Raw genomic sequence first — 17,601 nt, forward strand, 5'->3', positions numbered from 1 at the left:
TACAGGACTCACTACTGATCCTTATCATCGAAATATGTATACGATATGATCGGAAATATTATATAAAAAAGCAGCATTAAAGTCAATATTACACGGTCTGTTGACTATAAGCAATGCTATGCATCAGTATACACATTAAGACGACTGGAATCGCTGGATTCCTTCTTCTAGATTATCAATCGCCCACTGAATGTGTTCCTTGTTATCGTATTGACGATACGGACACTCGATTCTCAGCGCCAGATCAAAGTACAGATCATATAAACTTCTTCTTTTCCGTTCACTGTCTGTTGTAACTGCTCTTCCATAGCCTTTGAGGAATCCCGGCGTATTATTAAAATGACTGAAGTAGTGCTCCATCAGAGGATCTGCCCAAAGGGAACGCTCAAAATCGATAATCGCCGTGATTTGCCCAGCCTCCACGAATACATTCCCATCCCACAAATCCCAATGCACAAGCACTGGCTCTTTGACATCATCCAGCACATCCGATTTCTGTTGAATTAAACGCTCCAGCTCCTCATAACGAATTGACAATTCCACACCCGCTGCTTTGCCATCTGCAAGCATATCATCCATCAGGCTCAGGAAAGCTTCTTTCCACGTCGTATAATGCGGTTTCTTTGAGGAAAAGTAACCAAACTTCTCCCCTTTAATTTCATTGATCCGACGATTGTATGCACCCAGCTGCTGCTCTATGGATTCCTGCTCTGCTGCACTGTACTGATCTTTGACTTTGTTGTATGGCTTTCCTGGCATGTACTCCATAATAAAATATTCTGCCGATACTAGGGTGAGCGATGGATCATAGGCCAATACCCGGGGAACGGGTACATCCTGAAGTTCTGCCGCGAGTCGCAATGCCTCAACCTCAGCAACCATGACATGCTGTTCACAGCGCATCAGCTTAATGCCATTAGAAGGAGCTATTTTAAGTACTACCTTCTGTCCGTCGTTCTTGGTGATAAAATAAGCATGGTTTGCCCAGCCGTCGATCATCTCTTTGTATTCTTGGATACCTGTGTTAAAATGCTGCTGCACAATTCCGTCTAACTGCTCGGAAGTCAGCCTTGTTTTGTAGGTACTTTCCATTGTTGCACCCCACCCAGAATTTTAATTTTCAGGATTGCACTAATTAGAAAACGTTTTCCATTCAACTATTATGGCTTCCTTTAACCTCACTGGCAATAACTTATTACATATAAAAAAACATTCTTATAGAAAAAGAACTGCCCTTATACATCATAAGGACAGTTCTATATCTTAATCCTATTTCACGGCTACGTAGAATAGACGCTGTGCGCCTTCTCCCGCCTCTTTCCACTCAAAATCAGCATATACACATACATCTCTGAAGCCAGCCTTCGTCAGCTCGAGCTTCATCCAGTCCGGATCATACGCACGCTGAACATGAACCTCTTCAAAACGTTGGTACATATCCTTCCCGCTCTCGGCCACACGCGAAAAGATACTTAGATGATGCTCAATCTCACACCGATCATGATCCATATCACAGGTCCAAATATACGATACAGAGCGCTCGTCCAACACAAATGGTTGCTCCTCTTCGTATCGAATAAGGGTATTCGGGTGATGTACATCGAACAGGAATGTGCCCTCCGGCTTCAGCATCTCGTAAGTACGCTGAAAGGTACGAACGACATCCTCTTTTTCAAGCAAATAATTCACGCAATCACAGAACGATATCACCGAGTCCACAGGCTCCGGTACTCTCCAGTCCCGCATATCCTGCTGCACCCAGCGGACACTGCCTTCCCGATATAAGCGGTGACCTTGAGGCGTGGCCTCCATTTTACTGCGCGCAACAGACAACATGTCCGCCGACAGGTCAATACCTGTAACTTCGAAGCCGGAGTTCACCAGTGGGATCGTAATTGAGCCGGTTCCACAGCCCAGTTCAGCCACACTTTTCGGCATGCCATGTCGTTCCCAAGCCGTTCTCGCAAACCTTATCCAGTCCGGATAAGGCATATCCTCCATTAATTCATCGTACACATAGGCAAATTTCCGGTAAGACATGTCAGGCACCGCACTTTCAATTTCATTTTCAAATCTCTTTTGAACAAAAGAAAAAGCAGGGGCGTCCGGAGTTCACCCAGCCTTGCCCTGCCTTGACTTATGGATTTCAAGCTCATGCTTGATCCACGATACGCGTTTGCTTACTTATCTTCGTTCTGATCCTGAGGTACAGACTCTGTCAGATAGGTCCAGTTTTCCTTCTGCGTTACTAGACCATCCTTCATCAGTTTGCCCAATGCCCGCTTGAACGCGGATTTACTGATACCAAAGCGCTGCTTGATGATGTCCGGCGGGGTTGCATCCGAATACGGCATGCCGCCCGTAGGGCGCTCTTTCATGAAAGCAAGCAGTTTGTCTGCATCTTCATTGCGACCAACCTCTTTGAGAGGAGACATCGCCAGATTGACACGTCCATCTTCACGTACCATGGTTACCCGGCATTTCACCTTTTCACCTAGGCGCAGCATACGATTTCGTTCCGAGGAATGAATCATGCCAATAGCGCCAAAGCCCAGCACTCCACCGTCAACAAGCACAAAAGTACCCATCTGAAGTGGCTTGTACACCGTTGCTTCAACCCATTCGTTAACCCAGGAGGTTGGCGCATGGAAGGACAATGGTGCAAGCTCACGTTCCCCAGCCAATTTCGCCCGCAAACGTCCTTGCTTGTCATGTTCCATAAGAACAAAAACTTCATCGCCTACATGAGGACGTAATTCTTCCAACTCAGGCAATTCACGAATCGGGAGCAGCAATTGCCGCCCAAGCCCCATCTCGAGGAAACAGCCGAGGCGTGGGTGAATATCAGCCACAACCAGACGTGCCATTTCGCCAAGAGTGAGATATGGTTTTTTCATGGTTGCCGCCAGGCGATCTTCCGTATCAAAGAACAGAAAGACCTCCAGCGTTTCTCCAATTTTAACGTCCCTTGTAAGCTCCGTATAGTGAAGCAGTACATCTTCTGATCCTGTCGTCAAAAAGTAGCCAAATGGAGACACTTCACGTGAAACCGGCAAGTTGACGACTGTTCCTGCGATCAAACTCATACCGTTTCCACCACTTTGGCATCAGACCACAGTCGTTCAATGTTGTAATACTCACGCTCGTCGCGGTGGAAGATATGAACAACCACATCACCCATATCCATCAATACCCAACGTGCCGAATCCATACCTTCGATGCCTTTGATATTCACGCCGGCTGCATGCGCCTGTTTGCGAATCTCTGTTGCAATCGCCTGTACCTGAGTATCGGAATTCCCGTGACAGATAACAAAATAGTCCGCTACCAGCGAGATGCCAATCAGATCCAGTGCTACAATGTTGGATGCCTTTTTATCGTCAGCGGCAGCAACCGCCATATTCATAAGTTCTTTCGATGATACTGTCATGAACCAACCTCCATAATCTAATCTATAAATGTGCAATCAAGTCATTCCGCGACAACATGGTCAAAGGGTAAATGACACGGCGCTGCGAGATCAACAAGCTGATCGTCGAGTCGAAACCGGCAATTAAGCCTTCTTCCAGACTGTGCTCAGCCTGTTCGCGAATATGATTTACTCCCGGGAAGTCTCTTCCCGGTTCAATATAATCCGCAAGACATACCACTTTATCCAGCAGGCTCATGCCCACTCGACCTGAGGTATGCCAGCGAATAGCATTAATAATTTCTTTATCATCAATGCCGTAGTCACGCTCCGCAACAAAGGCTCCCACTTCGGAATGCCAGAGCTGCTTGTCATGCTGCAAAAGTTCTTCGTTCAATCCATTGTCACGGATGACCGCTTCCATCTCGGAAACGGGCCAATACTTGGCTACATCATGCAATATTGCTGCCAGGTCCGCTTTTACAGGATCAGCACCATATTTTTGAGCCAACAACACTGCCGACTCCATAACACCCAGCGTGTGCTTCCAACGCTTCTCCGGCATTTGACCGGAGACAGCGCGGATCAGTTCGTCACGGCTTAGTTCCATATAAACCGCTCCTTACAATATATTGATGGACTGCATCAGGAATCATAAAGCGCACGGAATGCCCTTTGGCGAACCGTCTGCGTACTGCTGTCGATGATATGTCCACCAAGGGCATCTCAGCCAACAGTACCCGATCCTGTAACGCATCCGGCAGGTCATCCAGATGTAACTGGAATCCCGGTCGTCCCACACCGATGAAGGTTAAGCGTTCAGCGAGTTCTTCGATCTGTTCCCACTTGGGTAGATAATTCACCATATCCGCTCCAACAATGAAATAAAATTCATGCTGCGGATAGCGACGCCAAAGCTCCTTCATCGTATCGATGGTATAGGACACACCGCCAAGCTCCATCTCAATGCCGAGCACCTCATAATGCTGTACATCTTTCACTGCCGCTTCCGTCATTTCGAGACGTTGCTGTCCCGATGCTCCGGCTCCGCGTTTGTGAGGAGGAACATGGGAAGGCATGAACCAGATCTCATCCAGTGCGTGCGAATCCCTGGCCGCTTCGGCTGCCAGCAGGTGCCCCATATGGATCGGATCAAACGTACCACCCATGATGCCGATCTTCACTCGCGCCACTCTCCCTTACCTAGGTAGTTCGATTTGTTTGTTATCGCGCGATTCTTTGTACAGGATGATTGTGTTACCGATGACTTGTACAAGCTCACTCCCCGTTTCACGGGCAACTTCTTCGGCCATCTCTTTTCTGTCCTCGTCATTGTTGTTGAGCACTTGCACTTTCATCAATTCGCGCTTCTCAATCGCGTCTTCGATGTGACGGAACAGATGCTCATTCGTTCCCCCTTTGCCAATTTGAAATACAGGGGTTAGATGATGTGCCTGTGAACGCAAAAAGCGCTTTTGTTTACCGTTTAACATGAATACTCCATACTCCTTATGGTGAGCAAACCTCAGCAGCAGCACAATGTCTGCCCTGGGCTTGACCGTTCAATTATATTTTCACATTCATAAAACGAACTAACAAAGTTTACACAGTGTGACTACGATTGCAGTACCATCTTACGATCGCTGTTATCCCCAGATTTCTTCATTTCATTTTATAAAGGGGGAAATCCGGTGATAGCTTATGCTTCCGAAGCAGCTTTCCTACAGAAAGCTTTGAGGCGAGCACTTCGTTTCTTCAGATTGGTTCTGCACTCTTTGTCATCGTGTAATCTTGTTTTCATTTTACAATATTAAAAACTCTCTAACACAGCTCGCCGCATCGTCTCCACGGGAGCCGGGATGCCAAGCCAGTGTTCGAATGCTACCGCGCCTTGGTATATAAACATACCAAGACCACCATGCACAGTACATCCACGCTCCCTTGACTCGCGAAGCAAGCGTGTTTCCAGCGGATTGTAGATAAGGTCGCTGACTGCTGCGCCTGCTCGAATGAGTGCAGGATCAACAGGCACGTCATCTACATGCGGATGCATACCCGCAGCTGTCGTGTTAATTACAATATCGGCCGAAGCCAGTATCGCAGCAGCCTCTTCCATTCCACTACCTGTGATGTCACCCAGTCCATGAGCGCGGAGATCAGAAGCAAGGGCAACGGCTCTATCGGCTGTACGATTAAGAATACTAATCCGTTCAGGCTTCTCCAAAGCGAGGGCGTATATTACACCTCTTGCTGCTCCGCCAGCACCCAGAACAGCGATGCGTTTACCTGTGAGTTCCGGAACAGCTTCCTCCTTCAAGGAACGCACATAACCGATGCCATCCGTATTATAACCTGTCAGCTTGCCCTCATCATTAACAATGGTGTTCACCGCGCCAATCAGGCGTGCACTTTCATCAATGACATCAAGATACTGCATGACCTGTTCTTTGTGCGGAATGGTTACATTCACACCCCGATACCCCAGCGCCACTATACCACGAATGGCTGATTCCAGCTGCTCGGGACGAACATGCAGTGGCATATACATTCCATTCACTCCAGCAGCCTGCAGAGCCGCATTATGCATGGCAGGCGATTTGGAATGTCCAATGGGATCTCCCATAACGCCAAGCAGGACAGGGAGTGAAGGATTTGTTTTTTTCTGTTCCGTCATACTTCCGCCTCCGATCTGATGAACTGCTGCTGTGATTACATTAGATCAAGGATGGGCGGATCAGTACACGCACACCTTTTGGAGCATGAACAGCTACAAGTGCCCCATTCTCACCGTTAACCTTAATCCAGCCCAGTCCAGAAATGAATACATCCGACTGACTGCCACGTTTGATACGGAACTCATGTCTGGTCCATTCAGGCATGTCCGCTGCATCTTCACGCGTTGGTGGAGACAGTAATTCACCCAAATGGTCACGATACAAGTCGTCTGCACGTTCCAGCTTCGTACGGTGAATATCAAGCGCAGTGCTGATAAAGCAAGTGAAGGACTGACGATCTCCCTCTACAAAGTCAAAACGAGCCATGCCGCCAAAGAACAGCGTCTGACCAGAATTCAACTGATAAACCGCCGGTTTAAGCGGTTTTTCTGGCATAATGGCAGCCAAATCTTTACGGGATACAATCTCACTGAAACGCCAAGGGTATACAATTCCCGGCGTATCAATAATAGCTTTTCCATCGTCCAGTGGAATATTAACCATATCCAGCGTCGTGCCCGGATAACGGGATGTCGTGAGTTCCTGCTCGAGATCGCTGTAGTCACGAATCAGACGGTTAATCAGTGTGGATTTGCCCACATTGGTACCACCAACCACATATACGTCACGATCTCCGCGATACGTTCCCACAAGCTCAAGCAGTCGGTCGAAGCCCTGATTTTGCTTCGCACTGCACAGAACGACATCTACCGTACGTAAACCTTGTTCTTTGGCCTGTTTTTGCACCCAGTTGCGAACCTTGTTCCAGTTGGTTACTTTTGGAAGCAGGTCCGTTTTGTTCACGGCAAGCAATACTGGATTGTTGCCTACAAAACGCTGCAAACCAGAGATGATACTGCCATCAAAGTCAAACAGATCAACGATATGGATGACAAGTGCATCCTTATCCCCGATTTTGCTTAGCAGAGCCAGGAACTCGTCCTGATCCACTGTAACGGATGATGACTCATTGTAATTTTTGATACGGAAACAACGCTGGCAAATGACGGGTTCTCGATCCAACGCTTTTTCGGGGATGAATCCAGGTAATTCCGGGTTTTCCGTTTGCAGATGCACTCCGCATCCGCTGCACCTTACGGCAATATTGCCGTTATGCGGTTCTGTCATTTCTTCTTTTCCTCCTCAAGCCATAAGCCTTTCTTGCGCAAACTCGTTAGAGCAATCCGTTCCACGCGCCGATTGAAGCGGGTCATGAAGCCTTCATCTCCGATGGAGATTGGCAACACCAGAACCGTATAGAGTCCTAGTCGATTACCTCCAAAGACATCTGTAAGCATCTGATCGCCTACGACAATCGTTTTTTCAGGAGTTAACTCCATCATCTTCATTGCTCTACGAAACGGAACGTTCGATGGTTTGCGTGCACTATGCACAAACTGGATATCCAGTGGCGTCGCAAACAGGGATACACGATTCAAATTGTTATTGGACACAATCATGAGCTGGAAACCAGCCTCTTTGACACGTGCGAACCATTCAATTAGTTCGGGTGTGGCGTCAGGAGCTTTGGCCCCAACGAGTGTATTGTCCAGATCAGTTATAATTCCACGGTAGCCTTGAGCGTATAGCTCTTCCAGATTAATGTCAAAAACCGTGTCTACACGCAGCTTGGGCATTAACATTTCAAACAAAGAAGTCACCTCAGTTTCATACGACACACTATATCACAAATCCGTCTTTCCTGAAAATGCATACAGCGCCTGATGGTATAGGAAAAAAGGAAAAACGGGACGGGCGACATTACGCCCGTTCCGCTTTGAGTTCCTTACGCAGCTTTGAAGCAGTCTGATAGACGGCCTTCCAGTCGTCTGCAGTTACAGACGCTGGACTATAGCGAGTCTGTTCAAACTTCGCTAGAAGTTCATGCAATGTCGCTGCTGCAGCTGGTTTCGCCTGGCTCCAGCGGGTTACCGATTCACGAAGTGTCTCGTCCCCGCTCCGAGTCAAACCTTTGCGCTTCGCATAACGTATCCAGCGCTCGGTCTCTGCCACTACCTTTTGTTCAGGCGTTAGCGGTCCACCTGTCCGCAGACGAAGCACGAAGAATCGAAGGGAGAGGCGATTTCGCCAGAACATATAAGCCACCCATAATACGATAATGGCTCCCGCAGCCCAGATTACAAAACCAGGGATGCTGGATGAAGCCTGTTCAGGCGCAGGCGTCTGTTCTTCCTCTTTTACCGGTTCCTCTTCAGGTTGTTCTTCAGGCTCATCTACAGGCTGTACATCTGGTTGTTCCGTGAGCAGCGGCATGTCAAAGCCCGGCGTCGCTTCAACCGGAATCCAGCCATACTCGCCAAAATAAACTTCAGCCCAAGAGTGCGCATCTGCATTCGTTACCGTGTACGTCGTCTCGATCTCAGCCCCAGGTTGGCGCGGAGCCTGCATGTCAGAATTCAGTGACAGTTGTCCAGGCGCGTACCCTTTCACCCAACGAGCGGGAATCCCCTCGGAGCGTGCCATCATAACCAGCGCAGTCGAGAAGTAATCACAATACCCCTCACGAATGTCAAATAAAAAACCTTCCACAAAGTCACTGCTTACTTTTCGGGATAAATCCGGATTGTTGGTGTAATCAAAATTTAGTTGTAAATAGTTTTGCAGTAATGCCACTTTTTCATACGGCGTATTTGCCGATGCTGTAATTTCAGCGGCCAGATCCGTCACCCGATCAGGGAATCTGGATGGCAGCTGCAGGTACATATCATCTGCCGGATTGCTCGTATACAGATCATCAAAAGATTTGGTGCGAAGCTCATCTTCCACAATAACCGGAGCCTCGGATACAATCGTATACGTCTTCGGATATTGCGGTTGCTGGCGGTCTGTTACGACATGCAGCTCTGCCTGCGCCGAATTCCATAACATCCGGTCGGAATTCGCCTCACCATTGACAGATGTAACTTCCGAAATGGAATAAGCACCGAAGAGAATCGGATACACGTTGTCATTCAACATCGTCACTTTCTGAGTGACTTGCTTGGTGGTTACATTTCCGGATTCATCATTCTCCAGAGCCTGTCCCGCCTCAACATCCTCTGTCGCACCTCGTCCGCGATCATCCCAGCCTGTTCCCGTATACTCTGCGCGCGTCTCACCACGCCAGTAGCTGCGCTCATTGGTAGTGACAGACATGACAGGTGTATAGTCGAAGTTAAATCCTCCGCCAAGCTGGTTGTCTTCCCTGCTGTATCCCGACTCGGTTGCTGTCGGAATGTCCAGTGTTCCGTTGCCTGTCTGACTCGCCGAACTTCCGGTGTAGTTACGCCACGCGGTATACGGGTCCGTTAAGGTAGGAGGAACTTCCGGCATGTTCACACTGGCTACGATAATCAAAGAAAATATGATTGCAATGTTGGCCAGAATTTTGTAAGGATACCGGATGATTCTCTTCCAGCCTTGTGGATATTGCAGTTGGAAATTACGGAAGTGCTGGCATACCAGCCATCCCATTCCCGCAAACATAACCCAGGCGATTTCAATCCAGAGTGGAATTTGGGTGAAGGAATCAAGAATTCCCATCGAGATAATGTTGATACCCAGAAATACGAGAATTCGGCGCGTTGTGGTCACCAGGCGAAGGGCTGCTTCAAGCATGACCCAGGCGCACAGGGTGAACCAGATGTAAGGTGTCAGGTGCAGTATGAATTGCTCCGTACGCTCCATTAACGTGCCGTAAGGAATATAAACGGTGTAATCAATTAATGTCTTATGCAAAATATATACAAGGACAACTGCCTTGATTATGGTTCGAACCCATATTTTGAAAGGCAGAATCACTTCCAGAATGCTGACCGCTGCGAGCGTCCACAGCACCAATGAAGTGGTCTCGGTATACCAGGATTCCTGTGTGAATGATATCCACTGCATGCCAATCAGGAAAATCCAGAGCAACGAAGCTGCATGATACCAGGATCTTCTCCCCACTGTCAGCTCTTTGGCTTTAGTACTCATACACTACCTCCCCCCATTACCGTTGGAAGCTCCTGCAAATGGGAAACGGTGAAGGATCTAGTGCCTCTTCCGCGCAGCATCGCATTCCACTCGGAACTCCGGCGGGAGTCGCTGGGTTCAATCAGAATATGACAAGGAGTCATCCCTCGTGTGTCAGCCCATCGGAGCAGTTCGAGAACTTTTTCATCTTTCTGGGGAGAAATCACTACAAAATAAGCGCCTTGAGGAAACTGACGCGACATCTTCTCGACACCGGGCAGCAGCCGATTCTCCTGGCCGCTATATTGGATATCCACCAAATGATGGATCATCTTCTGCCGTTCCAGCGTACTTTCGCTGGGAGCAAAAAATGATGTCTTCTCCGACAATGTCAGCAGTCCCATACCCATTCGTTCTCTTGTGCCATATTCCAGCAGGGAAGCAGCCGTAGACACGGCCAGTTCAAAGGACTCACCATGATCATAGCTGCCTGACAGCGCATCCAGCACCAGAATCGTTTTCGGCACCGACTCATGTTCAAACTCCTTGGACTTCCACGTTCCCGTCTTTGCCGTTGCATTCCAATGAATGCGCGAAAGGCGATCCCCATATACGTAGTCACGCACACCGTTAATCTGGGTCGTTTCCCTGCGCGAGCGGGTCAAGGCCGTCTGTGGACCGGATAACCGTGATTTGCGATCATACAGCTGCCAGTACGGTATAAATACCGTGCGCGGCAGCACCCGAAATTCCCCTTTGGCTTTGAACGTTCCCCGATGCTCGATCAGACCAAAGATGTCCTCGCTGGCACATTCCGTTTCTGAAAAGACATACTTTCCCCGCTCCAGTGGCGGGGTTTGAAAAGACAATTCACCATACCCTCGCATGCTCGGAATGAGACTTTCTTTGAAAGACCAGGATTCACCGTTATGCCGATGCAGCATTTCGCGCACAACCACATAAGGAAGTGGTAGAAATCCCGGGATGTTCAGACTTAACTGCACCTGTACCTGGTCACCGGCATGCAGCAGCTCTTCATGATCCTGACCGGAAGAGAGCTTGCGCACGCCGTGAGTACGCCGTACACCGCTAAAACCAGCAAGCGCAAGGTAAATACAAAGCAAAGTCACCATGGACAGCAGCATCAGGGAGGTCTTCCCGCCCTGGAACAAAACATAAGCCAAACAGCACATCCACACCGCCGCGATGCTCCATACGCGGGGGTGGCGTATTCCCCTTCTGACTGTACTCAAAAGCGGCTTCATCAATTATTGCCCCATGGAGACGGGCACTCGAACCTGCTGAAGTACGGAATTTAATACAGCCTCGGAGCTCATACTGTCCAGTCTCGATTCGGGACGCAGCACGATCCGATGGGAGATGACATAAGGCGCCATCGTTTTCACGTCATCCGGAAGCACGTAGTCACGTTCCTGCAAAAAGGCAAAAGCCTTCACGGCCATCATAAATGAAATGGCTGCCCTCGGGCTGGCGCCCAGCAATACGGATGGGTGGGAGCGAGTTTTGCGAACCACATCAAGCAGATAATCCATGACCGGATCACCGATGAATACGTCCTTGATTTCCTGCTGAATGGCTGATATCTGATCCATATGGGTTACGGATTCAAGCCGGTCAACAGGCTGACCCGACTGATGCTGCTTCAGCAGCGTTTTCTCGATATCCTTGTCCGGATAACCCAGACTTATTTTCAACATAAACCGGTCCAGCTGCGCTTCCGGCAATGTGTACGTTCCTTCAAAATCGATTGGATTCTGGGTTGCACAGAGCATAAATGGATGCGGCAGATCATACGTATCACCATCTACCGTTACACTGCGCTCCTCCATGACTTCCAGCAACGCGGACTGCGTTTTTGTTGTGGCCCGGTTAATCTCGTCAGCCAGCAAAATGTTGGTCATAACCGGACCCGGACGGAAGTAAAAGCGCTCGTCACGTGGATGGAACACGGATACCCCCGTGATGTCACTTGGCAAAATATCAGGATTACATTGAATGCGGCGGTACTCTCCGCGCATGGATTTCGATAACGCTTTAACCAACTGCGTTTTACCTGTTCCCGGTACGTCTTCAATCAGAACGTGTCCGCCTGCAAGCAAAGCTGTGAGCAAAAGTTGAATTTCAAAGGATTTCCCCATTATGCATGATTCCAGATTAGAACGAACTGCTGATATGATTTGGATCGACTCTTTGCGCACAGGCATGTGGTCTAACCTCCTAAAAAAGCATACAGATTTCCTTTTATTGTACATGATCCAACGGCGCGAGTACACTCGAAGGAACTCATAATTTGTTTCCAGCCGTCAGATTCGCCGCAGTTATCGCATGATTCCGACAAAAAGAGGCCCGGATAGAAGTTATCCGAAGCCTCCGTTGAAACCATATATATGGCTAGGTCTGCCATGCTCTGTTATCCTTTGGGCCGAACCACCAATGCCGCGAGAAAAGAAAAGATAATCGCTGAGGAAATACCCGCCGCGGTCAAATCGAATATCCCCGTAATGACACCGATCCATCCCTCTTTCTCCAGCTCCGTCAAAGCCCCGTGCACGAGGGAGTTACCAAAGCTGGTAATGGGAATGGATGCTCCCGCCCCGGCGAATTTGACGAGTGGATCATACAGCCCGAACGCATCCGCAACCGCACCGGCCACTACAAGTGTACTCATCGTATGGGCAGGAGTCAGCTTGACACCATCCATCAGAAGCTGTCCCACAACACATATCAACCCGCCAACAATAAATGCCCATAAAAACTGCATCCTTTATCCCTCCTTTTCTATGGCTACGGCATGTGCAATACAAGGAATGCTCTCACCCTGCTGGTATGAAAGTGGAGACAACAATGCACCGGTAGCGACCACCAATACCTTATTGAGCTCACCCTTTTGCATCCGGTTCATAATATGACCGTAGGTTACGGTCGCTGAACATCCGCAGCCGCTGCCTCCAGCCACAACCTGCGGCTGCTTTTCCAGGTTATAGATCATCAAGCCACAATCATTGAAAACCGTTTGTTCCATCGGAATACCCTCTTTATGCAAAAGCTCCTTAACGATGGGCAACCCAACCGAAGCCAAATCACCTGTAACGATCAGATCATAATAACCGGGTTCCAGGCCTGTATCCCGGAAATGCGAAACAATGGTATCCGCTGCCGCAGGAGCCATTGCAGCCCCCATGTTAAACGGATCTTTGATGCCCATATCCATAATTCGGCCAATGGTCGCTTTGGTGACTACCGGACCCTGACCTGTACGGGATATCACACTACACCCCGAACCCGTAACGGTATACTGGGCATATGGCGGCTTCTGGGAACCATACTCTGTTGGGTAGCGAAATTGCTTTTCCACCGTACAATTGTGACTTACCGTACCCGCGAGTACATAATCCCCTGCGCCCGAATCCACGATGAGCGAGGCCAGAGCCAACGTCTCCATTGAGGTTGAACAGGCACCAAATACCCCCAGATAGGGTACACCCAACTTGCGGGCAGAAAAGGAACTGCTGATAATCTGGTTCATCAGATCCCCGCCAACAAAGAACTGAAGCTCTTCCTTCGTAATATTGGCATTGATCAACGCCATTTGAGAGGCCTGTTCAAGAAGCTTGCGCTCTGCCTTTTCCCAGGTCTTCTCCCCAATCTCCAAATTGTCATATATATAATCGAAATCAGATGCCAGAGGCCCTTGGCCTTCATCGGGCCCTACGACTGCTGACCTGCCGATAATGCGTGGACGGTTCTCAAATAGCCAGGTTTGTTGTCCCAGGCGCTTCATAGATGTCCACCTCCGAAGCCAAGAAAGGCGTATACAATCCCCACGACAAAGGCGGCAACTACACCAAACACGATGACCGAACCAGCCAGTTTGAACATGTTCGCACCTACACCCAGCACCAGTCCCTCTGCACGATGCTCCAGTGCTGCCGAACACATGGAGTTGGCAAACCCGGTAACAGGAACAGCCGTCCCGGCACCAGCCCATTGCGCCATTTTATCGTAGACACCAAGGCAAGTCAGGATGACTGAAATGAGGATCATGACCGCAACGGTTGGACTCGCTGCTTCCTTCGAAGTCATGTCAAACCCGGCCATAAACGCTTCCTGGATAGCCTGTCCAATGACGCAGATGAATCCGCCGACGAAAAATGCCTTTATGCAGTTCGCCCAAATTGGACGGGCAGGCTCATGTTTTTTGGCGACTTTTTTATATTCCTGTTCACTGATGGACAGGGATGACGATGATTTTCTTCCATTATCCTTCGTTTGAGCTGGCAAGATACAGAACCTCCCTTGAAATGAAAATGAGTCAACAGATGTAACTGCATGACTGCATATACTGTGCGTAATCCTGTATTCAGTGTTTGTTAAGGTTGGGAAAGTTATGTACCCGGCGAAAGACAGCATTTGTTTCCAGCACGATGAAGCAGCCGAATCAGATGAGTCGCTCAGCGCCGGATCAGAGGGTCTGATGAAATTTATAAATAAAGCAGAATGATCACGAGCAAAATAAAAAGGACGATACAAAGGATGGTTTCATTGCCTTCATCGGGTGGCGTCATCTATTGTCCCAGCTCCTTCCTGTTGTCAGGCAAATGAAATTAGTGGCTTATTTGAATACCTTATGGAACACTGGTTAAGCAAAACGGTTCCTCACTATATGCATATTCAATGCAGCTGCTTTGCGACTGTGTTTGGTGCGGATTTAATGTCCCGATGCATCGTCAAAGGAGCAACCATTCATGCCTGAGATACGTGACATAACCATGGACAATTACTTGCGCAAGGTTCATACTGTAGTGTGACCAGTGGTTAAATAAAAGGTTCTTCTCTTCCGAAGGACAACAGTCCGGCAGCCGTTCTGCTGAGACCTGATCTACATACAAGCAGAGGAGTTGTCGACACATGAATCAAAAAACGTTGGAAATGTTTCGCACGTTAACGGAATTCCCTTCCGTTTCCGGGTTTGAACGCGAGCTTCGCGGATGGATGAAGGAACAAATGTCTCCTTATACGAAAGAATTTGTCCAGGATCGCCTGGGTAGCCTTTTTGGCGTATTACGAGGAGAGGCGTCCGGACCCAAAGTTATGGTTGCAGGTCACTTCGACGAAGTTGGCTTCATGACCACAGGCATTACGGAAACAGGCATGATCAAATTCCGCCCACTCGGTGGATGGTGGAGTCAGGCTGTGCTGTCTCAACGTCTGGAGCTCATCACTCCGGATCGCCGGATTACAGGAGTTGTCGGTTCAACACCTACTCATCTACTCGATGAATCCCAGCGTAATAAACCGGTTGATCTTAACCATATGTACCTGGATATTGGTGCAGATAACCGTGCAGAAGCAGAGTCTTGGGGCATTCATCCGGGCATGCAGATCGTTCCGATCTGTGAATTCACACCGATGGCCAATCCGAAGAAAATTATGGCAAAGGCATGGGATAACCGTTACGGCGTAGGACTTGCACTAGAGCTGGTCGAAGCATTGCATAAGGAAAAATTGCCAAATACCCTCTACTGCGGTGCAACTGTTCAAGAGGAATTGGGACTTCGCGGTGCACGCACGGCTGCCAATCTGATTGAACCGGATATTTTCTTTGCACTGGACTGCAGTGCTGCGAATGATATGACAGGAGACAAACAGTCCTTCGGACATATTGGACAAGGCGCTTTGCTGCGTATCTTCGACCCGGGCATGTTCACCCATCGCGGTATTGTTGAATATGTTCAGGACACAGCTTCAACGAATCAGATCAAAATGCAATATTTCATCTCTCCTGGTGGTACGGACGCCGGAGCGGTTCATTTGAGCGGTATCGGTGTGCCTTCAACGGTAATTGGCATCTGCGCACGCTACATTCATACCTCTTCTTCCATTATTCACACGGATGACTATGATGCGGCTAAAGAGTTGCTCGTGAAGCTGGTGAAGGGTCTGGATCAGACAACACTTAATACGATTATCGAAAACACGTAATTGTGGATTCTAGGGGTAAAGCTTGCTACATGCACTTCATTGCTTAACCTTCATTGAAATGAATATATGAATTTAAGAGATATCCTGATACATCAGGGTATCTCTTTTTTTGTTCAACTAGTTTAATAGCTAGAACATATATAGAAAAGAATCATAAGATATAACAACGGTAGAAGAACTAAACATAAAACAACGGGGGACCTATTATGGCAATGAGAAGGAATGGAAAATCGAATAAAGGTTCCACCAAAACAAATGCTGCCAACACCCTTCTCAATGGCAACCTTAAAGGAAAGAACCTGGAAATTATCGTCGCAGCCTTGCTGGTGAGCGGGAAATTAAGAGTGGATGCCGTTACGTTGTTTAGAGAAGCAACATTGGTGGTCGAGTTGACCGGAAAATATAAAACGCTGCAAAATATAACATCAACTAACACGGATAAGCTGGTCGATTTCATGAACCAGAATGGAGATATGACTTTGGATGACGTGATGCAAGCTTTCCAGAAAAGAATGAATTCCTAGATATTATGAAATGAGGTTGATATGATGTCTGACTTTGACGGAACCGGCTTTGCCGAACTGATCATTGTAGTTATCCTTGTAATGCTGTTTGTATTTGGTTCAACAGATATTGAAGGTTTGTCGAGTACACCCACAACCACATGAACCTCTCCATTTTGATTACAGCCATGCATATGAACCAAAGAAATACCAGTCCTATTGCAGGACTGGTATTTTTGAGATATCACAGAAATAAAGGGGAGAACGCAATCCAGGCCAAAATGAGAGCCAGCACAATGCACACATTTTCCACAACGGCTCCATGTTTCGTGCCCGTACTCATAAGATTGATCCTTATACGCCACTTGAGTGGTGGCAGTGGACGAATGCCGCGATTCGTCAACGAATCTGCCAATAGATGCATGACATAGGCTGTACCTCCGGCTACCCAAATCTCTGGCCCCTGCAAATGAGTTGTACTGTAGAGCAACCCAGTCCATACGGCGGTTCCATATAATGTGTGTGTCAATCCCCTGTGGGTTAACGTGGTACACAGCATTAACAGACTGCCCGCGATCAGATTCCATGGTGCGAAGGCATGCCCATAAAATACAAGTCCCAATCCGATCGCAAACATCAGCACTTTGCGTAGGGAACGTGACGGCAGGAAAGATACCATCGCAATCAAAATGGCGAGCAGCAGATTCCATGGTTTTGCCTGTACATAGAAGTACACAAATACGGCGACTGGCAGCAGGATTGTCTGTAACAGCCGAATGAGGCTGTTCGGCAACGCCTTGGATACCAATAGCGAATTGGGCTCGTCAATGTCTGGCAGCAGCGAACCGATCAGGGCCACGGTAACCGCCGGTGCAGTCACGGGAATGCCGGCCAATTGCAGAACAGAGAGGGATACAGTGGTCCCGATAATCAGGTGGGATCTTCCCATCATGGTGCCAAAACTTCCTTTCGAAGAAATAGGGAACATAAACTGCCCACTCCAGATTTTACAACGAAA

At 48.4% G+C, this 17,601-nt stretch carries 20 protein-coding genes and 1 other annotated feature (1 of these 21 only partly in view); of the genes, 3 read left to right on the forward strand and 17 right to left on the reverse strand.

Going from position 1 to position 17,601, the window contains the following annotated elements; translation table 11 throughout:
• Positions 1 to 37: a binding site (T-box leader), on the reverse strand; it reaches 231 nt to the left of the window's first position.
• Positions 38 to 135: 98 nt separating this feature from the next.
• The 16 genes from BMY78_RS18715 to spoVAC form a co-directional block, all read right to left on the reverse strand.
• Positions 136 to 1,092: a phosphotransferase family protein gene (locus BMY78_RS18715; protein ID WP_090901714.1), complete on the reverse strand. Its 957-nt coding sequence runs from the start codon at positions 1,090 to 1,092 to the stop codon at positions 136 to 138.
• Between the two features lie 177 nt (positions 1,093 to 1,269).
• On the reverse strand, positions 1,270 to 2,040 hold the full coding sequence (locus BMY78_RS18720) for a class I SAM-dependent DNA methyltransferase (protein ID WP_090901717.1): 771 nt from the start codon (positions 2,038 to 2,040) through the stop codon (positions 1,270 to 1,272).
• A gap of 140 nt (positions 2,041 to 2,180) precedes the next feature.
• A complete protein-coding gene (locus BMY78_RS18725) occupies positions 2,181 to 3,086 on the reverse strand; it encodes a CvfB family protein (RefSeq protein WP_090901720.1) in 906 nt (301 codons plus the stop codon).
• A complete protein-coding gene (gene rsfS, locus BMY78_RS18730; RefSeq protein ID WP_072734522.1) occupies positions 3,083 to 3,430 on the reverse strand; it encodes a ribosome silencing factor in 348 nt (115 codons plus the stop codon). The genes BMY78_RS18725 and rsfS overlap by 4 nt, the downstream gene beginning before the upstream one ends.
• 22 nt (positions 3,431 to 3,452) lie before the next feature.
• The gene (gene yqeK / locus BMY78_RS18735) at positions 3,453 to 4,019 is read right to left on the reverse strand and encodes a bis(5'-nucleosyl)-tetraphosphatase (symmetrical) YqeK (RefSeq protein ID WP_090901723.1); all 567 of its coding nucleotides are present in this window, start codon (positions 4,017 to 4,019) and stop codon (positions 3,453 to 3,455) included.
• Positions 4,003 to 4,593 (reverse strand): nicotinate-nucleotide adenylyltransferase, encoded by a 591-nt coding sequence (locus BMY78_RS18740; protein WP_090901726.1) that lies wholly within the window; start codon positions 4,591 to 4,593, stop codon positions 4,003 to 4,005. The genes yqeK and BMY78_RS18740 overlap by 17 nt, the downstream gene beginning before the upstream one ends.
• Before the next feature lie 15 nt (positions 4,594 to 4,608).
• A complete protein-coding gene (gene yhbY / locus BMY78_RS18745) occupies positions 4,609 to 4,902 on the reverse strand; it encodes a ribosome assembly RNA-binding protein YhbY (protein ID WP_063567269.1) in 294 nt (97 codons plus the stop codon).
• Positions 4,903 to 5,219: 317 nt separating this feature from the next.
• Positions 5,220 to 6,083 carry a shikimate dehydrogenase gene (gene aroE, locus BMY78_RS18750; protein ID WP_090901728.1) on the reverse strand — a complete coding sequence of 288 codons (864 nt, stop codon included), beginning with the start codon at positions 6,081 to 6,083 and terminating at the stop codon, positions 5,220 to 5,222.
• Between the two features lie 40 nt (positions 6,084 to 6,123).
• Positions 6,124 to 7,251, reverse strand: coding sequence for a ribosome biogenesis GTPase YqeH (yqeH, locus tag BMY78_RS18755; RefSeq protein WP_090901729.1), 1,128 nt, complete (start codon positions 7,249 to 7,251; stop codon positions 6,124 to 6,126).
• Positions 7,248 to 7,775 carry a YqeG family HAD IIIA-type phosphatase gene (locus BMY78_RS18760; protein WP_076288052.1) on the reverse strand — a complete coding sequence of 176 codons (528 nt, stop codon included), beginning with the start codon at positions 7,773 to 7,775 and terminating at the stop codon, positions 7,248 to 7,250. Before BMY78_RS18760 ends, yqeH begins: the two co-directional genes overlap by 4 nt.
• 109 nt (positions 7,776 to 7,884) lie before the next feature.
• Positions 7,885 to 10,098, reverse strand: coding sequence for a DUF4129 domain-containing transglutaminase family protein (locus tag BMY78_RS18765; RefSeq protein ID WP_090901732.1), 2,214 nt, complete (start codon positions 10,096 to 10,098; stop codon positions 7,885 to 7,887).
• Positions 10,095 to 11,342 carry a DUF58 domain-containing protein gene (locus BMY78_RS18770; protein WP_090901735.1) on the reverse strand — a complete coding sequence of 416 codons (1,248 nt, stop codon included), beginning with the start codon at positions 11,340 to 11,342 and terminating at the stop codon, positions 10,095 to 10,097. The genes BMY78_RS18765 and BMY78_RS18770 overlap by 4 nt, the downstream gene beginning before the upstream one ends.
• 3 nt (positions 11,343 to 11,345) lie before the next feature.
• The gene (locus tag BMY78_RS18775; RefSeq protein WP_090901738.1) at positions 11,346 to 12,302 is read right to left on the reverse strand and encodes an AAA family ATPase; all 957 of its coding nucleotides are present in this window, start codon (positions 12,300 to 12,302) and stop codon (positions 11,346 to 11,348) included.
• A 206-nt stretch (positions 12,303 to 12,508) separates the two neighbouring features.
• Positions 12,509 to 12,859 (reverse strand): stage V sporulation protein AE, encoded by a 351-nt coding sequence (gene spoVAE, locus BMY78_RS18780; protein WP_053781314.1) that lies wholly within the window; start codon positions 12,857 to 12,859, stop codon positions 12,509 to 12,511.
• 3 nt (positions 12,860 to 12,862) lie between these two features.
• A complete protein-coding gene (spoVAD, locus tag BMY78_RS18785) occupies positions 12,863 to 13,879 on the reverse strand; it encodes a stage V sporulation protein AD (protein WP_090901741.1) in 1,017 nt (338 codons plus the stop codon).
• Positions 13,876 to 14,379 (reverse strand): stage V sporulation protein AC, encoded by a 504-nt coding sequence (gene spoVAC / locus BMY78_RS18790; RefSeq protein ID WP_256222183.1) that lies wholly within the window; start codon positions 14,377 to 14,379, stop codon positions 13,876 to 13,878. Before spoVAC ends, spoVAD begins: the two co-directional genes overlap by 4 nt.
• A 627-nt stretch (positions 14,380 to 15,006) precedes the next feature.
• On the opposite strand from spoVAC, the gene BMY78_RS18795 reads away from it, so the two are divergent.
• The 3 genes from BMY78_RS18795 (at position 15,007) to BMY78_RS33380 (ending at position 16,748) form a co-directional block, all read left to right on the forward strand.
• A complete protein-coding gene (locus tag BMY78_RS18795) occupies positions 15,007 to 16,080 on the forward strand; it encodes a M42 family metallopeptidase (protein WP_090901744.1) in 1,074 nt (357 codons plus the stop codon).
• A 206-nt stretch (positions 16,081 to 16,286) separates the two neighbouring features.
• Positions 16,287 to 16,604, forward strand: a complete 318-nt coding sequence (locus BMY78_RS18800) for a hypothetical protein (RefSeq protein WP_090901747.1) — start codon at positions 16,287 to 16,289, stop codon at positions 16,602 to 16,604.
• Between the two features lie 21 nt (positions 16,605 to 16,625).
• Complete coding sequence (locus BMY78_RS33380; protein ID WP_256222184.1) at positions 16,626 to 16,748, forward strand: hypothetical protein; 123 nt, start codon at positions 16,626 to 16,628, stop codon at positions 16,746 to 16,748.
• 79 nt (positions 16,749 to 16,827) lie between these two features.
• On the opposite strand, the gene BMY78_RS18805 is transcribed toward BMY78_RS33380, so the two are convergent.
• Complete coding sequence (locus tag BMY78_RS18805; protein ID WP_090902606.1) at positions 16,828 to 17,535, reverse strand: metal-dependent hydrolase; 708 nt, start codon at positions 17,533 to 17,535, stop codon at positions 16,828 to 16,830.
• Between the last annotated feature and the right edge of the window lie 66 nt (positions 17,536 to 17,601).

The organism is Paenibacillus sp. OK076 (assembly GCF_900110055.1).
GTDB lineage: Bacteria > Bacillota > Bacilli > Paenibacillales > Paenibacillaceae > Paenibacillus.

Bases quoted from the DNA above. Each gene is read 5' to 3' on its own strand.
- BMY78_RS18715 (WP_090901714.1), bottom strand. From the start codon at position 1,092: ATGGAAAGTACCTACAAAACAAGGCTGACTTCCGAGCAGTTAGACGGA.
- BMY78_RS18720 (WP_090901717.1), bottom strand. From the start codon at position 2,040: ATGTCTTACCGGAAATTTGCCTATGTGTACGATGAATTAATGGAGGAT.
- BMY78_RS18725 (WP_090901720.1), bottom strand. From the start codon at position 3,086: ATGAGTTTGATCGCAGGAACAGTCGTCAACTTGCCGGTTTCACGTGAA.
- rsfS (WP_072734522.1), bottom strand. From the start codon at position 3,430: ATGACAGTATCATCGAAAGAACTTATGAATATGGCGGTTGCTGCCGCT.
- yqeK (WP_090901723.1), bottom strand. From the start codon at position 4,019: ATGGAACTAAGCCGTGACGAACTGATCCGCGCTGTCTCCGGTCAAATG.
- yhbY (WP_063567269.1), bottom strand. From the start codon at position 4,902: ATGTTAAACGGTAAACAAAAGCGCTTTTTGCGTTCACAGGCACATCAT.
- aroE (WP_090901728.1), bottom strand. From the start codon at position 6,083: ATGACGGAACAGAAAAAAACAAATCCTTCACTCCCTGTCCTGCTTGGC.
- yqeH (WP_090901729.1), bottom strand. From the start codon at position 7,251: ATGACAGAACCGCATAACGGCAATATTGCCGTAAGGTGCAGCGGATGC.
- BMY78_RS18765 (WP_090901732.1), bottom strand. From the start codon at position 10,098: ATGAGTACTAAAGCCAAAGAGCTGACAGTGGGGAGAAGATCCTGGTAT.
- BMY78_RS18770 (WP_090901735.1), bottom strand. From the start codon at position 11,342: ATGAAGCCGCTTTTGAGTACAGTCAGAAGGGGAATACGCCACCCCCGC.
- BMY78_RS18775 (WP_090901738.1), bottom strand. From the start codon at position 12,302: ATGCCTGTGCGCAAAGAGTCGATCCAAATCATATCAGCAGTTCGTTCT.
- spoVAE (WP_053781314.1), bottom strand. From the start codon at position 12,859: ATGCAGTTTTTATGGGCATTTATTGTTGGCGGGTTGATATGTGTTGTG.
- spoVAD (WP_090901741.1), bottom strand. From the start codon at position 13,879: ATGAAGCGCCTGGGACAACAAACCTGGCTATTTGAGAACCGTCCACGC.
- BMY78_RS18795 (WP_090901744.1), top strand. From the start codon at position 15,007: ATGAATCAAAAAACGTTGGAAATGTTTCGCACGTTAACGGAATTCCCT.
- BMY78_RS18800 (WP_090901747.1), top strand. From the start codon at position 16,287: ATGGCAATGAGAAGGAATGGAAAATCGAATAAAGGTTCCACCAAAACA.
- BMY78_RS33380 (WP_256222184.1), top strand. From the start codon at position 16,626: ATGATGTCTGACTTTGACGGAACCGGCTTTGCCGAACTGATCATTGTA.
- BMY78_RS18805 (WP_090902606.1), bottom strand. From the start codon at position 17,535: ATGATGGGAAGATCCCACCTGATTATCGGGACCACTGTATCCCTCTCT.